The organism is Micromonospora sp. NPDC005257, from assembly GCF_042872445.1.
Classification (GTDB): Bacteria; Actinomycetota; Actinomycetes; order Mycobacteriales; family Micromonosporaceae; genus Micromonospora.
The window spans coordinates 773,037-789,797 of sequence record NZ_JBIAKL010000001.1 but is presented as its reverse complement, the minus strand read 5'-3'; the positions used below and the strand labels follow the sequence as shown (position 1 = coordinate 789,797).

Here is a 16,761-nt window from a genome sequence, read left to right as displayed (position 1 = left end):
TGGCATGGCGAAACGGGGTGAACGGACGGCGGCCTGCCCGTGCGGCACCGGCCGGCCGTACGCGGACTGCTGCGCCCCGGTCCACCGGGGCGAGGCGACGGCGGCGACCGCGGAGGCGCTGATGCGGTCCCGGTTCAGCGCGTTCGCGCTCGGCGACGCCGCCTACCTGCGGCACAGCTGGCACTCCACCACCCGCCCGGAGCGGCTGGAGCTGGACCCGGGCACCCGCTGGACCCGGCTGGAGATCGTGGAGACCGGGCAGGGCGGCCTGTTCGACAGCGCCGGCACGGTCCGGTTCCGGGCGCACTACCGCGAGGGCGGCCGGGCGGGCTTGCTGGCCGAGCACAGCCGCTTCGCCCGCGAGGACGGCCGCTGGGTCTACCTGGACGCGCTGCCCGAGTGACGGTCAAGCCGGGCGCGGGGTGGGCTGGGCCAGCTCGGCGATCTCGCGCGGCAGCTGGGACAGCGCGCGGTTGAACTGGGCCGGCCCGACCACCCGGTGCAGCGCCTGCAACACCGCACGGGCGCCGCGCTCGGCGTCGGACGGTGTCGCGCCGGAGCGTTCGGCGACCCGGCGCAGGAACTCGTCATACCCGAAGACCTCGGGATCGTCGACCCGGGCGCGGGCCAGCAGCGGGCGCAGCTCGTGCGCGACGTGCGCGGACAGGTCGTCGGCCTCGCCGCCACTGATCCGCTCGGCGAGCGTGCGCAGTGTCGCCTCGGTCAGTGCGCGGGCCGTCTCGACCGGCACGCCGGCGCGGGCGGACACCCGCGCGTAGAACTCCGGTTCGGCCATCGTCTGTCCTCCCGTCGCACCGGCAGCGTGGCTACCCGCCGCCGGCCCCGGCAAACACCGCCCCGCGCCGCCGGGGCGAGCACCGGCTCAGGCCAGGGCCCGCGCCGCCGAGACGATCGCGCCGACGCCGATGCCGGCCCGGTCGAGCTGCTGGGCGGGGGTGCCGGAGCCGGGCAGCCCGCGTACCGCCAGGTGATTGACCCGGGCCGGCTCGCCCAGGTCCGCGAGCGCCTCCAGCACTGCGGAGCCCAGCCCGCCCTCCGGGTAGTGGTCCTCGACCACCAGCAGTCGCCCGCCGGTCTCCACCACGGCCTCGGCAAGGCGCTGCCGGTCCACCGGCTTGATCGAGTACAGGTCGATCACCCGGGCCTCGATACCCTCACGGGTCAGCTCGTCGGCGGCGGCGATGCAGAGGTGCACGGTCACGCCGGTGCCCAGCAGCGCGACGTCCCCGCCGTCGCGCAGCATCCGGCTGCCGCCGATCGGGAACGGCTCGGCGTCGTCGTAGAGCACCGGGTACGCGCCGCGTGTCGTCCGCAGGTAGCTGACCCCCGGGTGGTCCGGCAGCTGCGCGACCAGGGCCGCGCAGGAGACCGCGTCGGCCGGGCAGAGCACCGTGGAGCCGGGCACCGCGCGCAGCGCCGCGATGTCCTCCAGCCCCATCTGGGACGGGCCGTCCGGGCCGATCTCCACTCCGGCGTGCGAGCCGACCAGCGCGATGTCGGCCCGGGAGATGCCGGCCATCCGGATGAAGTCGTACGCCCGGGACCAGAACGCGGCGAACGTCGCCGCGAACGGGCGGTAGCCGCGCACCGCCATCCCCACCGCCGCGGCGGCGAGCTGCTGCTCGGCGATGAACATCTGGAAGAACCGATCCGGGTACGCGGCGGCGAAGCGATCCGCCCGGGTGGAGTCGCTGACCTCGCCGTCGAGCGCGACCACGTCGGGCCGGGCCGCGCCGAGGGCGCGCAGCGCGTCGCCGTACGCGTCCCGCGTGGCGACCTTCGCGCCGCGGGAGTACCGGGGCAGCTCCGGCTGCCCGTGCTCGGCCGGGGCGGTACGCGGCGCGGCAGGTGGCTTCGGTGCGGCGACCCGGATGCGGCGAGGGCCGCCGAGCGCCCGGACGGCCCGGTCGGCCAGCTCCGGGTCGAACGGCTTGCCGTGCCAGGACGGGTCGTTCTCCACCTCGGGCACACCCTTGCCCTTGACCGTACGGGCCAGCACCACGGTCGGCCCGGTGGCGTCACGCGCCTGCCCGTACGCCTCCTCGATCGCGCCGAGGTCGTGACCGTCGACGACTATCGCCTGGCAGCCGAACGCCTCGACGCGCCGCCGGTAGGTGTCCAGGTCCCACTCCAGCTCGGTGGGACCGCGCTGGCCGAACCGATTGACGTCGATGATCGTGGTGAGGTTGCGCAGCCCGTAGTGCCCGGCCTTGTCCAACGCCTCCCACACCGAGCCCTCGGCGGTCTCGCTGTCGCCGCAGAGCACCCAGACGTGCGCGGGCGAGCGATCGAGGTACTGGGCGGCCAGCGCCACCCCGACGCCGACCGGCAGGCCCTGCCCGAGTGAGCCGGTGGCCACGTCCACCCAGGGCAGCACCGGGGTGGGGTGGCCCTGCAGGCGCGAGCCGGCCCGCCGGTACGTCTCCAGCAGCTCCTGCTCGCTGATCGCGCCGACGGCCCGGAACACCGCGTACAGCAGTGGGGAGGCGTGCCCCTTGGAGAAGATCAGGTGGTCGTTGCCGGGGTTGCCCGGGTAGGACCAGTCGTAGCGCAGGTGCCGGGCGACGAGCACGGCGAGCAGGTCGGCGGCCGACAGGCTGGACGTGGGATGCCCGGAGCCGGCCATCGTGCTGCACCTGATGGCGTCCACCCGCAGCTGGGCGGCCAGTTCGGCCAACCCGGTCAGCTCCTCGTCGCGCAGGGTGCGCTCTGCTTGCAACGTCACCGCGATCGTCTCCCGGGTCGCCGAACTTCCGGACCAACGCTAGGCCACCAAGGCGACCGTTGGTCCCCTTTCTGGTGTTTCACGCCCGGCCGGTGAGCAGCCAGAGCGCCACCAGCAGGTACGGCAGCACCGCGACCGCGAAGGCCGCCGGATTACCGACCGCGCCGGCGAGCAGCCCGTACCCGCCGTAGAAGGCCACGACTGTCAGATCGGTGGCCATCCCGGCCAGCGAGGTGACGGTGGCCCGGGCCGACCCGGCGATCCGGGCCTGGGGCCGCACGTCGGCGAGCACGGTGGCCAGCTGGAACGCGGCGAACGCGGCCGCCAGCAGCACGAACCCCGCCGGGTGCCGCAGCAGCGCCCCGGCCGCCGTCGCGGTCGCCGCGAACACCAGCAGACCGGCGTACCCGCGGTGGGTCAGCCGCTCGCCCAGCGGCGCCAGCAGCCCGCCCACTGTCATCCCGGCCCACACGAGCAGGAGCAGCAGCGGAACGCCCACCTCGGCCATGCCGGTGTCGGCGGCCAGCAGCCCGGTGTACTCGTCGAGCCCGCCCCAGATCGCGGTCACGGCCGCGACCAGCAGCACGGCGGCGCGGACACGGCGGTCGGCCCGCACCTCGGCCAGTCCGAGACGCAGGCTGTCCAGCCAGCCGGGCTCGTCGTCACCCGGCCCCTTCCCCGGCTCGTCGCCCGCGTCCCGCCCGTCCGGCGCGGCGCCCCGGTGGTCCCCGGCGGGCACGAGATCGGGGCGGGACCGTGCGGTCCCGCCCCGATTCGTCGCGGCCGGATCAGCGGCGGAACTTCTCCACGTCCGCCTGCGGGATGACCATCGTGGCCTCGCTGTCCGCGGCCTGCTCGGCCGTCGGCTGGCGCGGCGTGGTCGGCTGGGTGCGCTCGGAGTCGGCGTACGCCGGAATGTGCTGCGTGGCCTCCGCGCCCGCCTGCGACGGCACCGGCTCGGTGGCCTCGGCGACGGCCGGCACCGACGGGGTGGCCGGGTAGGCCGGAACCGGCTGCGTGCGGTCCGCCTCGGCGTCGCGGCTCACCGGCTGAGTCAGCTCGGAGTCCGCGTACGGACCGGTGGCGGCGAGGCGGGCCTCGACGTCACGCCGGCCGGCCCGGTAGGCGCGGGCGTGCGTGGCGATGGTGCGCGACTCCTCCTCGGCCCGGGTCAGCCAGTTCTCCCAGCGGCTCTGCATCGGCCGGACCAGCCCGCCGCCGACGCCGACGACCAGGATGCCGCCGACGGTGGCGAGCACCGCGATCAGCACCGGCGTGGTGACCGTGGTGGCGACGCCGATCTGGTTGAGCGCGGCGATGACACCGAGACCCAGGATGAACACCGAGGCGAGGTTGGCCAGCACCCGGCCGTACGAGAGGCCGCCGAGCGCGCTGGAGATGATGTCCTTGACCGCGCGGGCGATGGCCGCCGCGACCACCACGATGACGATGGCGACGAACGCCCGGGGCAGCCAGGCGATCACGCCGGCGATCAGGTCGGAGATGGGGTTCGGGCCCCAGATGCCGAACGCGAGCTGGAGCGTGACCAGCAGCACCCCGTAGTAGGCGAGCTTCGCGACGATGTCGCTGGCGTCGTACTTCGAGCGGGCCAGCGCGGTCTTGATTCCGCCGCGCTCGACGGCCCGGTCGAAGTGCACCCGCTCCAGCACCTTGTCGACGAGCTTGAGCACGGCCTTGGCGATCAGCCAGCCGGCGACCAGGATCGCGATGAACGCGACCGCCTTGGGCAGGAACAGCATCACCGAACGGAACGCGTCGCCCACCGCGTCCCCGAAGTTGTCTCTCATCAAGGTCCTCCACGTACATGGTCACGTTTTCGTTCGGGTGGGGCTACCCGGACCCGCGCGCGGGGAAACGCGGTCAGCCGCCGGGGCAGCGATAGACGACCCGGGTGCCCGCCTGCGCCGACGCCGGCTCGATGATGTTGACGGTGGCGATGCCGGTGGTGGCACCGACCCCGGTGAACGTCCACTTGAGTGTGAGCGCGGCGGTCCGCTGCCCGCTGCCGACCCGTTCGGTGAGCACGGCGCCGGGTGGCGCGTCGGAGCGGAACCACTGGTACCGGATCGTCCCGCCGCGTCCGTTGGTGCGCACCGTGGCGACCACGTCGACTGTCACGTCGCAGGCGACACCGGCCGGCCGGGACACCGCGACGGTAACCCCTTCGACCTCCAGCGGATGCAACCGCTGCCACAGGTAGAGGCCGGCCGCCAGCAGCAGCACCGCGGTGAGCAGCGTGGACAGCACCGAGGCGACGCGGCGCCAGACCGGACGCGGGCGGATCGAGGGCGCGGTGGGCCACTGCGGCGCGGGCGGCGGCGTGGCCGGCACGCCCGGCCCGAAGCGCAGCTCGCCGCCCGAGGGCGGCCCGCCGCTCACCGCCCGCGCGTCGCCGGTCCGATCCGGGTACGCCCCGGCGCCCGCCGCCGCACCGGTGGCGTGGCCCCGGGGCGGTACGCCGGTGGGCTGCCACGACGCGGTGGGCTGCCACGATGCGGTCGGTTCCGCGCCGGGGCGCTGGGTCGGCCCCGCCGTCGGACGCGGGTAGACGGTGGCCTGCCCGGTCGTGTTTCCCGGGCGCAGATGGACCGTCGCCTCATCCATCGGCTTCGCCGGAGCCGGACGCAGACCCACCGTCGGCTCGCCGGCTGGACTGTCCGTGGCTGCGCGGAGACGAATCGTCGCCTCGTCTGCCCGGCCCGGGTGCAGGTGCACGGTCGGCTCCGCGCCTGGAGGCGTCGGCGTGGCCGAGGCGGCGAGGTCTGCTGTGCGGTCGTCCCCGCTCTGGACACCGCTCAGGTGGACGGTCGAATCAGCGGCGTCCGCGTCCCCGGTGAGGGGCAGGGCGCGGGTGGGCAGCGCCTCGGTGGGCTCGTCGGGGCGGGTCACGCGGAGGTTCCCCGGGACGGGCTGCGGTGCGTTGCGGTGGGCACTGTCGTACTCCTAGCCGGGGGTGCAGTCGTGGTAGAGCGTCACGTACACCGGTGACGCCGATGTGGTCGCGTTGCCGGCGGCGTCGGCGGCGGTGACCCGGACGAGGATCCGGGTGCTGCGCCTGGGCGTGGACAGCGGGCCGAGCGTGCCGGTGAACACGCCGCGCCCGGTGGCGACCATCCGGATCGTGCCGGTGGCGCCGTCGATGGTGTAGCCGAACGTGACGGTGAGCGCGGCCGGGCCGCTGCGGTCGTCGGTGACGGTGGCCGTGACCGTGCTGCTCTTGGCGCCGTAGGGGCAGCCCTTCGGGTCCAGCTCGCCCGGGTCGGCGCGGACGCCGTCCACGACCGGCGCTGTCACGTCCGGCGGTGGTGGGCTGCTGCGCGACGCGCCGGTAGTGGGCGTGCCGGTACGGGTCGGCGTCCCGGAAGGGTCGGAGGTGGCTGACGGCGCGGGAGGTGGCGGTGCGGCGGACGCGGTGGACGGGCTGGGCGTCGGGGACGGGCTCGGCGACTCGGCGCCGCTCGGGTCCGGTGTGGGTGCGCCGGTGGTGGCGGGACCGGCGCTCCCCGGGCCGGCCGGGCCCGCGGCGGGCGTGCCGTCGTGGGCGGCGTAGCTGTAGCCGGCGCCCCCGGCCAGGACGGCGGCGACCAGGGCGCCCGCGGCGAGCGCGGTACGGGTGCGGCCACCGCGGAACCGTCCACCCCGGCCGGTGGTGCCGCCCAGCGCGGTGTGTGCCACCGCGGTGGCCCCCTCGGCCCGGTCCGGGAACGGCCACAGCGCGGCGAGCAGCGCGGCCCGCCGCGCGAGCTCGCGCAGCCCGCGTTCCTCCCAGTCCGGCCCGTAGCCGGTGCCGGCGACACGCTCCAGCAGCTCCAGGAACGCCTCGGCGGACGACGGACGGTCGTCGGGGCGTTTGGCCATGCCGTGACGCAGCAGGTCGTGCACCGGCGGGGGCGCCGCCTCGGCGGGGATCGGCGCGCCGGCGTGCTGGTCGCGCAGGGAGAGCAGGTCCGGTCCCTGGTACGGGGGCCGGCCGGTGAGGCACTCGAAGAACGTGGCGGTGGCGGCGTAGACGTCGCACGCCGGGCTGGCCGGGGCGCCGGTCCACTGCTCGGGGGCCATGTAGCGGGGCGTGCCGGAGACGGTGGCGCCGGAGCCCTGGCCGGTCGGCATGGCGATGCCGAAGTCGGCGAGCTTGCTCACCCCGCCGCCGGTGACCAGCACGTTCTCCGGCTTGTAGTCGCGGTGCACGACGCCGTGGGCGTGTGCGGCGGCCAGGCCGGCGAGTGAGCCCTTGAGGACGCACAGCGCGGCCTCGGGCGTGGTCGGGCCGTGTTCGCGCAGCATCTGGCGCAGCGAGACGCCGTCGACCAGTTCCATCACGATCGCCGCGCCGTGCGGACTCTCCACGTACTCGTAGAGGCGGCTGACGTGCGGGTCGTCGATCTCGCCGAGCAGCCGGGCCTCGGTGCGGAACGCGGTCCGGAACGCCGAGTCCGCGCCCAGGTCGCGGACCAGGTACTTGATCGCGACCGGGGTGCCGGTCGGATCGTGGATGGCGAGCACGACGCTGCCCGACGCTCCGGCGCCGAGCCGGCGGACCTGCGTGTATCCGGACAGTTCCCAGCCGCTCATGCGACAGACTCCACGGCGTCCCAGGGGCGGATGTCGGACGCCGCCTCGCTCGTCATTCTCACCGTGGCGCAGCCGCCGGCCATCGCCGCAACGGCTGCTTCCGGACGCCGGTCGGCGCCCGGTTCCCGGTACGGCGCAGCGCCGCCCGGCACGTGGTCGGTATCGGACACACCGTCACGAGTACCAGACCCCGGCAACCGCTCCCGCCTCATCGATCATGAAGTTGACAGGGATAAAAAGGGCAGATATCGCCGCCAACCTCATGATCGGCGGAGAGGAAGCGGAGCGGCGGGGGTAAGGAGCGTCAGAAGCGGCGGGGTGGGCGGATGCCGGCCGGTGGAGGGGTGCGGAGCAGCCAGACGGGGTTGCTCGCGCCCACTATCTCGCCGTCGCGGTCGCGGATCTGGGTGCGCACGTACGTGCCGGCGCCGACGCGCACCGGGAGGTCGTGCCAGCCCTGCCGCAACTGCCGCCAGGGGACCTGCCCGACCCGGACCGCCGGTGTCGGGTCCGCGACACCGGCCCGGTCGACCTCGCCGGTGACCGTCTCCAGCGTGGCGCCCGCGGGCAGGTCGGTGGCGCGCAGCCGCACCGTGACGGTGTCCTCGGCGAGCACGGCGAGCGCGCCCATGGCGCTGCGGCCACCCAGTTCCAGGTCCAGCGCGCCCCGGTAGCCGGCCAGGTCGGCGAACCACGCCTGCCCGGCGCGCAGCGCCGCGACCAGGTCGTCCCGGCCGGTCGAGGCCGCCCAGACCGACGTGACGTTCCGGTCCCGGCCGGCCCGCCAGTCGGTGCCGTCGTGGTCGTCGGTGACCCCGACGGCGGTGAGCGGGATCGCGTTGCGGGCTGCCACGTCGTACGCCCACAGGTGGTCCTCGACCGGTCTCCGGCCGATCTCGATCAGGTCGACGCCGAGCGCGTCGCGGCTGACCAGCAGCCGGGCCAGCGACTCGCGGCGCTCCGCGTCCAGCGGGTGGTTCCAACAGACGACGCCGCCGTGCGAGTGCAGGAACTCCACCATCTTCTCGGTGGCGTCGACGTCGTTGTCCCGGTGCGGCGGGGACGGGAAGCGCGGCAGCGTGCCGTCGCCACCGAACCAGTTGAGGTGCCGCACCATCGACACCTCGTACGCGCGGTGGTGGGTGACGCCGGGGTACGCCCCGTCGTAGCCGCGCAGCACCTCGGCGCGCAACTCCTCGCCCGCCTGCCCGGCGCGGCGGGCGCGGTCGAAGACGAGCCGGTCCACCAGGTACGCGCCGCGCGCGCCACCGGCCACCGTCACGCCGAGGCGCAGCCCGCGCAGCGAGTTGTCCCCGGCGACCAGGTCCGGCCAGAGCCGCCGCACGTCGGCGAGCAGGTCGAACGTGTACGGCCGCCACGCACCGGCCGGCGCGGGCAGCTCCACTGTGCCGTGCCGGCCGTCGACCGTGTGCCGGACCGTGTCCACTCCGCCGAGGCGGTAGCGCAGCACGAGCTGCCCGGCGGGCCGGCCGGGTCCGGCCGGGTGGTGCGAGAGCGCCAGCTCCACGGTGAGCGTGGCGTCCCGGCCGGCGGCCTCGCGGCGGACGTCGAGGTGCAGTGTGGTGTCGGAGATGTTGGCGGTGTGCGTCCAGTTCCACGCCTTGCCCGCATACCAGAAGGTGCCGGAACCGGCGGCGGTGAGGCGCAGCGCGCGGCCCGGGCCGTCGAGGGCGTCCGGCGCGTCCACGAAGTCGGCGGCCGAGGCGGACAGCCGCCCCTCGGTGGCCGGCTGCCAGGTCCAGGCCAGGCCGCCCTCGCGTTCCTCCGGACCGTCGAAGTGGACGACGCGGCGGTGGTCGTGGGCGGCGACCCGGAAGTCGTGGTCGGTCCACCAGAGCACGTCGACGCCGTTGCGGCGGGCCTGGTCCAGGTGGGCGGCGTAACTGGCCACGCCCTCGCTGAACGAGGCGTGCAGGTGCATCGCCATGCTGACCGGCCGCCGGCCGCGTGGCGGGGGCGGCGGCCTGTCGTGCGTGGCGGCCAGCCCCACCGGCACGCCGATCCCGGCGACCGCCAGCCCGCCGGCGGCGGCGAGCAGGCTACGCCGGTCCAGCCGCCCGCGACCCGCCATGCCACTCCCCCATCCCGCCGGGGCCAGCGTACGTGCGGAACGTCAACGCGGGGGCACCGCCACCCGGGCGGCGAGCGCGGCGGTCGGGCACGCCCGCGGCCCGGCGCACCACGCGGCCGGCCGCGTCCACCACCAGCACGGTCGGGGTGCGCCACACGTTCAGTTCCCGGGCCGCGTCGAGGTGTTCGTCCACGCCGACCTCCAGCACCGTCACGCCGCCGAGGCGGGTGGCGACGTCGGCGAGCACCCGGCGGGCGGCCCGGCAGGGCGCGCAGACCGGGGCGGAGAACTGCACCAGCGTGACCTCGCCGGGGCGTACCCCGAGGGCGGTGAGGCTGGCCCGGTGCGGCGCGTCGGCGGCGGTCGATGGGCGATTCCGGACGGCGCGCAGCCGCCCGTCGTGGCGGCGGCGCCACCAGCCGAACGCGGTGGCGGCCACGAGCACCGCGAGGAGCACGACGATCCCGGCCGGGCTGGGCGACTGCACCGGCCCAGGCTGTGACGGCGGACAGCGGAAGGACATGGTCCGTCCCGGTCAGCGAATATGAGATCGCCTACTCCGGCGGTAGGAACGACCGGCGAACGTCGCTTTTGTCCTCTGGCGCACCGCGCGCGCCCGGCAATATTCTCCACCACGCGCGCATTCTTTGCAGTTCCTTTACATCGCCCGGCGCTGGCCGGGCCATCGAGGAGGCGAGATGCACTTCGACCACCCCGAGCTGGACCGCCGTACGCTGCTGCGGGCCGGCCTCGGCGCCGCCGCGGTCGCGGTCGTCGGGAGCGAGCTCGCCCTGCCGGCCGCCGCGCAGGCGGCGCCGGGCGCGAACCTCGACTGGATCATCAGCTGCGACGAGTGGGCCGCCCGCCCGCCGGCCGACCCGCTGTCGGTGAGCGCGATCCCGACCAACAAGATCATCGTGCACCACATGGCGTTCCCGAACGTCACCGACTACTCCGAGGAGCACGCCAGGCAGCTCGCCCGCGACTGCCAGGACCTGCACATGGACGGCAATGGCTGGTCCGACACCGGGCAGCACTTCACGGTGAGCCGCGGCGGCCACGTCCTGGAAGGACGGCACGGCAGCCTGGACCGGCTGCGGGCCGGCGACCGGCAGATGATCGCCGCGCACTGCCCGGGCGAGAACGGGCGGGCCATCGGCATCGAGAACGAGGGCACCTACGTCACCGAGACGCCGCCGGAGGAGCTGCTCGACTCCCTCGCCCGGCTGTGCACCGCGATCTGCCGGCAGTACGGACTGCACGCGCACGACATCTTCGGCCACTGGGACTTCCGCGCCACACTCTGCCCGGGCGCGATGTTCTACCGGGAGTTCCCGGCGCTGCGCCGCGCGGTGTTCAAGGAACTCGGCACCGACCTGGGCGACGTGCCGGCCCGCCGCTGGCCGGACATCTGGCGCTTCGTCGGAGGGCCGGTGGTCCGGGTCGCGCAGTACCTGCTGACGTTCCAGGGCTACACCGTGCCGGTCACCGGCGTGTTCGACGCGGCCACCGTCGCGGCGGTGCAGGACTGGCAGGCCCGCAACGGCATCCCTGTCGACGTCGACGCCACCCTCACGGCGCCGACCTGGGAGACCCTGGCGCCGGAGCTGGACCAGAAGTCGAGCGGGATCCCGGTGACCGCCGCGCAGTTCATGCTCGCCTCCAAGGGCTACGCCGAGGTCGTCCCGACCGGCGAGTACGACCACGCCACCCGCACGGCGGTGAAGGACCTCCAGCACCTGCACGGACTACCGCCCAACGGCAAGATCAGCACCACCACCTGGTGCGCGCTGGTGGGGGGTGTGGTGCGCCAGTCGTTCCACAAGCACTGACGGCGCACCGGCGGGGAGAGCGGTGGGGGTGGCGACGCGCCACCCCCACCGCCTCGTTGTGGTGCGGAACGCGGCGAAACGTCGGCATTGACGACTGGTGAACAACGGCTATCCCGGACGCCGGTGATGCACCGATCATTGCCCGCAGATAGATATGAGTCATTCTCACCTCCGGGCACGACGCCCGGCGCGGAGGGCGAGACACCGTCAGCCGGGCGTACCGAACGGCCCGACTCCGCGTCCCCGGAGGATCGCCATGCCACGACCCGCCATCCGTGCCCGCCTCGCGGCGCTCACCGCCGCCGTCCTCACCGCGAGCGTCCTGACGGTCACCCCGCCGTCACCGGCGCTCGCCGACACCACGTTCACCCCCGACGACTACTGCCTCGGCCAGTGCGCCGACATCCTGCCGCCCGGCCAGAACGGCAACGCCACGCTCGCCGGCATCCTGGCCCACCAGGCGCTCGGCACCCGGCCCGCGCACTCCAGCGACCAGCTCGACGAGTACGCCAACCTGGTCTACAACTACGCCGGGCTGACCGACGAGCAGATCGCCCACTTCTACAACGACGCCTCGTTCGGCGTCCCCGACGCGCAGGTCGAGAGCAGGATCTCGCCGCGTTCGGACGTCACCATCGTGCGGGACAAGGCCACCGGCGTCCCGCACGTCACCGGCACCACCCGCGCCGGCACCATGTTCGGGGCCGGCTACGCCGGCGCCCAGGACCGGCTCTGGGTGATGGACCTGCTGCGGCACGTCGGCCGCGGCAACGTCACCTCGTTCGCCGGCGGCGCCCCCGGCAACCGGGAGCTGGAGCAGAGCGTCTGGGCCAACTCGCCCTACACCGAGGCCGACCTCCAGGCCCAGGTGGACGCGCTGCGCCTCAAGGGCACCCGGGGCCAGCAGCTCCACACCGACGTGGCCGACTACATCGCCGGCATCAACGCCTACATCGACAAGTCGATCGCCGACGACAACTACCCCGGCGAGTACGTGCTCACCGGCGCCGGCAAGCCGAAGCACTTCACCATGACCGACCTGATCGCCACCGCCGGTGTCATCGGCGGGCTGTTCGGCGGAGGCGGCGGCAGCGAGATGCAGTCCGCGCTGGTCCGGGTGGCCGCCCGGGCCAAGTACGGGCCGACCGAGGGCGACCGGGTCTGGACGGCGTTCCGCTCGCAGAACGACCCGGAGACCGTGCTGACGCTGCACGCCGGGCAGAGCTTCCCCTACGGCGCGACGCCGCCCGGCGCCACCAGCGCGGTGCTGCCGGACGCCGGCACCGTGGTCGCCGAGCCGCTCGCGTACGACGCCACCGGCGGGGCCGCCGCCCGCACCGGCACCAGCGCGGCCACCAAGGACCTGCTCGGCGGCCTGTCCACCCTGCGGTCGCACGGCATGTCCAACGCGGTGGTGGTCTCCGGACGGCACACCACCAGCGGCAACCCGGTGGCCGTGTTCGGCCCGCAGACCGGCTACTTCGCTCCGCAGCTGCTGATGCTCCAGGAACTCCAAGGGCCAGGGATCAGCGCACGCGGCGCCGCGTTCGCCGGGCTGAACCTCTACGTGCTGCTCGGCCGCGGCCAGGACTACGCGTGGAGCGCCACCTCCGCCAACCAGGACCTGACCGACACGTACGCGGTGCCGCTGTGCACCACCGACGGCACCGCGCCGACGCTGCGCTCCAACCGCTACCTCTACCGCGGCCAGTGCGTCGCGATGGAGGTGCTGGAGAAGCGCAACTCCTGGTCGCCGACGCTCGCCGACTCCACCCCGGCCGGCGCGTACACGCTGCGCTCGCTGCGCACCAAGTACGGGCTGGTGGCCTACCGGGGGCTGGTGAACGGGCAGCCCACCGCGTTCACCAAGCTGCGCTCCACCTACCGGCACGAGGCCGACTCGGCGATCGGCTTCCAGGCGTACAACGACCCGGCGGCGATGGGCAGCGCGGCGGCGTTCCAGGCGTCCGCGGCCAGCGTCGGGTACGCGTTCAACTGGTTCTACGTCAACTCGACCGAGGCGGCGTACTTCAACTCCGGCGCGAACCCGGTCCGCCCGTCCGGGCTCGACCCGAACCTGCCGGCCAAGGCGGAGCCGGCGTACGAGTGGGCCGGCTGGAACCCGGACACCAACGACGCCACGTACGCCCCGGCGTCGGCCCACCCGCAGTCGGTCAACCAGGACTACTACGTCAGCTGGAACAACAAGCAGGCGCGCGACTTCGGCGCGGCCGACGGCAACTTCAGCTACGGCGCGGTGCACCGCGCCCAACTTCTCGACGGCCCGGTCAAGGCGGCCATCGCCCAGCGCAAGGTCGGCCGCGCCGACGTCGTGCGGATCACCGCCGAGGCGGCGGTGACCGACCTGCGCGGCCAGCAGGTCCTCGGCGAGTTGCTGCGGGTGCTGGACAGCACGCCGGTCACCGATCCGGCGCTGGCCGCCGCGGTGAGCAAGCTGCGGGCCTGGCAGCAGGCCGGGTCGCGGCGGGTGGAGACGTCGCCCGGGTCGAAGATCTACCAGCACGCCGACGCCATCCGGATCTTCGACGCCTGGTGGCCGCTGCTGGCCTCGGCGCAGTTCCGGCCCGGTCTCGGCCCCGACCTGTACGGCGCGCTCGTCGGCGCCCTCCAGGTCAACGAGTCGCCCTCGGGCGGCCAGAACGCGGCGCGCGACGGCACCGTGAACTGGGCGTCGCAGGGGCAGGCGCACAAGGGCTCGTCGTTCCAGTACGGCTGGTGGGGTTACGTCGACAAGGACCTGCGTGCCGTGCTCGGCGACCCGGTGGCCGGTGGGCTCGGGCGCACCTACTGCGGCAACGGCAACCTGGGCGCGTGCCGGCAGGCGCTGCTCGACACGCTCGGCCAAGCCGCGGCGGCGCCGGCGACCACCGTCTACCCGGGCGACTCGTCCTGCGGGGCCGGCGACCAGTGGTGCGCCGACTCGATCGCCCAGTCCGGGCTCGGCGGCATCACCCACCCGCTCATCGCCTGGCAGAACCGGCCCACCTACCAGCAGGTCGTCTCGTTCCCGGCGCGCCGGGGCGACGCGGTGACCAACCTGGCGCAGGGCCGCACCGCCACCGCGTCGAGCACCCAACTCCTGACCAGCAACACCCCGGCCAAGGCGGTCGACGGCAGTCTCGGCAGCCGGTGGTCCAGCAGCTACAACGACAACCAGTGGCTGCGGGTGGACCTCGGCTCGGCCCGGACGATCAGCCGGGCGGTGCTGCGGTGGGAGGCGGCGTACGCCACCGGCTACCGGATCGAGGTCTCCGGTGACGGCAACTCCTGGCAGCCGGTGTTCAGCACCACCACCGGCAACGGCGGCGTCGACAACGCGACGTTCGCCCCGGTCGGCGCCCGCTACGTACGGATGTACGGCGTCACGCGGGCCACCTCGTACGGCTTCTCGCTCTACGAGTTCGAGGTCTACGGACGGTGACCGCTCGCGACCGGCCGGCGGGTGCTCCCGCCGGCCGGTCGCCTGTGTCCGGGCAGGTCAGTCCCGCCAATTCGAACATGTGTGCGAGAATGTCGGGGTGTCGAGCGAGGCCACCATCCTGCACGCCGACCTGGACGCGTTCTACGCGTCGGTCGAGCAGCGCGACGACCCCCGGCTGCGCGGCCGGCCGGTGATCGTCGGCGGCGGCGTGGTCCTCGCGTGCAGCTACGAGGCCAAGGCGCGGGGCGTGCGCAGCGCGATGGGCGGCCGGCAGGCGCGGCGGCTCTGCCCGGACGCGACAGTGGTGCCGCCCCGGATGGCCGCGTACACCGCCGCCAGCCGGGCGGTGTTCGAGATCTTCCGGCACACCACCCCGCTCGTCGAAGGGCTCAGCATCGACGAGGCGTTCCTCGACGTGGGTGGGCTGCGGCGGCTCGCCGGGCCGCCGGCCGGCATCGCGGCCGTGCTGCGGGATCGGGTACGCCGCGAGGTCGGCCTGCCGATCACCGTCGGCGTGGCCCGGACGAAGTTCCTGGCGAAGGTGGCCAGCGGCGTGGCCAAGCCGGACGGGCTGCTGGTCGTGGAGCCGGAGCGGGAACTGGCGTTCCTGCACCCGCTGCCCGTCGAACGGCTGTGGGGCGTCGGCCCGGTCACCGCCGCCCGGCTGCGCGAGCGCGGCATCCGTACCGTCGGGCAGGTGGCCCGGCTGGACGAGCCGACGCTGGTGTCGCTGGTCGGCGCGGGCGCCGGCCGGCACCTGCACGCCCTGGCGCACAACCGCGACCCCCGGGCGGTGCAGGTGGGCCGCCGCCGTTCCTCGATGGGCGCGCAGCACGCGCTGGGACGCGGGCCGCACTCCCCCGCCGACCTGGACGCGGTGCTGGCCGGCCTGGTCGACCGGGTCACCGGGCGGATGCGCGCCGCCCGGCGCACCGGCCGCACCGTGACGCTGCGGCTGCGCTTCGCCGACTACACCCGGGCCACCCGGTCGCACACGCTCGACGAGCCGACCGCGCAGACCGGGCCGCTGCGTGCCGCCGCCGGTGACCTGCTGCGCGCCGCGCTCCCGCAGATCGCAGAACGTGGCGTCACGCTGCTCGGCGTCTCCGTGGGCAACCTGGGCGGCGGGCACACGCAGCTCACCCTGCCGTTCACCGCCGACCCGGGCCCGGCGCTGGACGCCGCCGTCGACGCGGTGCGAGACCGCTTCGGATCACGGGCGCTGACCCGCGGCGTGCTGCTCGGCCGCGACCCGGGCGTCGAGACGCCCCGGCTGCCGGACTGACCGGGTCACTCCTCGATCGCGCCACCCACCGCGCGCAGGTGCGCCCGGAACGTCAGCGCCGGGTCGGCGGCCCGGGCCGCCAGGTACGCGCCGAACCCGACCTGCGCGCGCAGCGACTGCCCGGCCCGGATCCGGTCGGCCTGCCGCCGCTCGGTGTCCCGGATGGACTCGGCCAGCTCGAACAGCTCCCCGGCCCGATCGGCGGGTACGAACAGCACGCCGTCGTCGTCGGCCAGCGCCAGATCCCGCGGGCCGACAGTGAACGGACCGACCCGGGCCTGCTCCAGCGCACCGTCCGGGCGCGGGTCCAGTTCCAGCGGCCCGCTCGGGGTGGCGCCGAGGCTGAACACCGGCAGGCCGACCGCGACCAGGTCCGCGGTGTCGCGGTGCGCGCCCCACACCACCAGCCCGGCCAGGCCGGCGGCCCGCGCCTCCAGCACCACCAGGTCACCGACGCAGGCCCGGTCGGTGCGCCCGCCGTCGTCGACGACGAGCACGTCCCCGTCGGCGGCCTGCTCGATCGCCTCCAGGAAGACGTCCACGCTACCGGCGTGCCGGGCCGGGCGAACCCGGCCGGCCAGGCGCCGGCCGGGCAGCACCGGGACGACGGCGGCCGGGGCGCAGCGGACGGGGACGCCGGCGCGCAGGCAGGCGTCGGCGACGTGGGCGGTGCTCAGCGCGGCGAAGCGCGCGGCCGGCTCGTCGTGACGGGTGTCCATGCGCCGACGCTAACCAGCCGGAGCGGCGCGGGCAGGTGCCAGTCGGCACCCG

Annotated in this window: 11 protein-coding genes and 2 pseudogenes; 4 read left to right on the top strand and 9 right to left on the bottom strand. The window is 74.7% G+C overall.

The annotated features are described in order from the left end of the window. The first annotated feature begins 4 nt into the window (after window positions 1–4). Complete coding sequence (locus ACFYO8_RS03340; RefSeq protein WP_357707832.1) at window positions 5–403, top strand: YchJ family metal-binding protein; 399 nt, start codon at window positions 5–7, stop codon at window positions 401–403. Between the two features lie 3 nt (window positions 404–406). Here the strand turns inward: ACFYO8_RS03340 and ACFYO8_RS03335 are convergent, their stop codons facing one another. From ACFYO8_RS03335 to ACFYO8_RS03300, 8 genes and pseudogenes are all read right to left on the bottom strand, one after another. Beyond that, window positions 407–796: a DUF2267 domain-containing protein gene (locus ACFYO8_RS03335; protein WP_357707834.1), complete on the bottom strand. Its 390-nt coding sequence runs from the start codon at window positions 794–796 to the stop codon at window positions 407–409. An 87-nt stretch (window positions 797–883) separates the two neighbouring features. Further along, window positions 884–2,746 (bottom strand): transketolase, encoded by a 1,863-nt coding sequence (locus tag ACFYO8_RS03330; protein ID WP_387256767.1) that lies wholly within the window; start codon window positions 2,744–2,746, stop codon window positions 884–886. 79 nt (window positions 2,747–2,825) lie between these two features. Next, a pseudogene (locus ACFYO8_RS03325) lies at window positions 2,826–3,428 on the bottom strand (MFS transporter); the annotation flags it as partial. A 403-nt stretch (window positions 3,429–3,831) separates the two neighbouring features. After that, window positions 3,832–4,554, bottom strand: a pseudogene (locus ACFYO8_RS03320) (hypothetical protein); the annotation flags it as partial. Between the two features lie 73 nt (window positions 4,555–4,627). After that, a complete protein-coding gene (locus ACFYO8_RS03315) occupies window positions 4,628–5,656 on the bottom strand; it encodes a hypothetical protein (protein ID WP_354863418.1) in 1,029 nt (342 codons plus the stop codon). Between the two features lie 54 nt (window positions 5,657–5,710). Continuing rightward, the gene (locus ACFYO8_RS03310) at window positions 5,711–7,339 is read right to left on the bottom strand and encodes a serine/threonine-protein kinase (protein ID WP_354863419.1); all 1,629 of its coding nucleotides are present in this window, start codon (window positions 7,337–7,339) and stop codon (window positions 5,711–5,713) included. A gap of 304 nt (window positions 7,340–7,643) precedes the next feature. Next, window positions 7,644–9,431 carry a hypothetical protein gene (locus ACFYO8_RS03305; RefSeq protein WP_354863420.1) on the bottom strand — a complete coding sequence of 596 codons (1,788 nt, stop codon included), beginning with the start codon at window positions 9,429–9,431 and terminating at the stop codon, window positions 7,644–7,646. After that, window positions 9,400–9,918, bottom strand: coding sequence for a thioredoxin family protein (locus ACFYO8_RS03300; RefSeq protein WP_354863421.1), 519 nt, complete (start codon window positions 9,916–9,918; stop codon window positions 9,400–9,402). The genes ACFYO8_RS03305 and ACFYO8_RS03300 overlap by 32 nt, the downstream gene beginning before the upstream one ends. A 211-nt stretch (window positions 9,919–10,129) precedes the next feature. Between ACFYO8_RS03300 and ACFYO8_RS03295 the strand changes: the two genes are divergently transcribed. From ACFYO8_RS03295 to dinB, 3 genes are all read left to right on the top strand, one after another. Beyond that, entirely contained in the window at window positions 10,130–11,263 is a 1,134-nt protein-coding gene (locus ACFYO8_RS03295) for an N-acetylmuramoyl-L-alanine amidase (protein ID WP_354863422.1), read from the top strand. Window positions 11,264–11,519: 256 nt separating this feature from the next. Continuing rightward, a complete protein-coding gene (locus ACFYO8_RS03290) occupies window positions 11,520–14,705 on the top strand; it encodes a penicillin acylase family protein (protein ID WP_387188410.1) in 3,186 nt (1,061 codons plus the stop codon). A gap of 97 nt (window positions 14,706–14,802) precedes the next feature. Continuing rightward, complete coding sequence (gene dinB, locus ACFYO8_RS03285; protein ID WP_355095978.1) at window positions 14,803–15,990, top strand: DNA polymerase IV; 1,188 nt, start codon at window positions 14,803–14,805, stop codon at window positions 15,988–15,990. Window positions 15,991–15,995: 5 nt separating this feature from the next. Here the strand turns inward: dinB and ACFYO8_RS03280 are convergent, their stop codons facing one another. Beyond that, on the bottom strand, window positions 15,996–16,709 hold the full coding sequence (locus ACFYO8_RS03280) for an RraA family protein (RefSeq protein ID WP_387188412.1): 714 nt from the start codon (window positions 16,707–16,709) through the stop codon (window positions 15,996–15,998). Window positions 16,710–16,761: the final 52 nt, after the last annotated feature.

Bases quoted from the DNA above. Each gene is read 5' to 3' on its own strand.
- ACFYO8_RS03340 (WP_357707832.1), top strand. From the start codon at position 5: ATGGCGAAACGGGGTGAACGGACGGCGGCCTGCCCGTGCGGCACCGGC.
- ACFYO8_RS03335 (WP_357707834.1), bottom strand. From the start codon at position 796: ATGGCCGAACCGGAGTTCTACGCGCGGGTGTCCGCCCGCGCCGGCGTG.
- ACFYO8_RS03310 (WP_354863419.1), bottom strand. From the start codon at position 7,339: ATGAGCGGCTGGGAACTGTCCGGATACACGCAGGTCCGCCGGCTCGGC.
- ACFYO8_RS03305 (WP_354863420.1), bottom strand. From the start codon at position 9,431: ATGGCGGGTCGCGGGCGGCTGGACCGGCGTAGCCTGCTCGCCGCCGCC.
- ACFYO8_RS03295 (WP_354863422.1), top strand. From the start codon at position 10,130: ATGCACTTCGACCACCCCGAGCTGGACCGCCGTACGCTGCTGCGGGCC.
- ACFYO8_RS03290 (WP_387188410.1), top strand. From the start codon at position 11,520: ATGCCACGACCCGCCATCCGTGCCCGCCTCGCGGCGCTCACCGCCGCC.
- ACFYO8_RS03280 (WP_387188412.1), bottom strand. From the start codon at position 16,709: ATGGACACCCGTCACGACGAGCCGGCCGCGCGCTTCGCCGCGCTGAGC.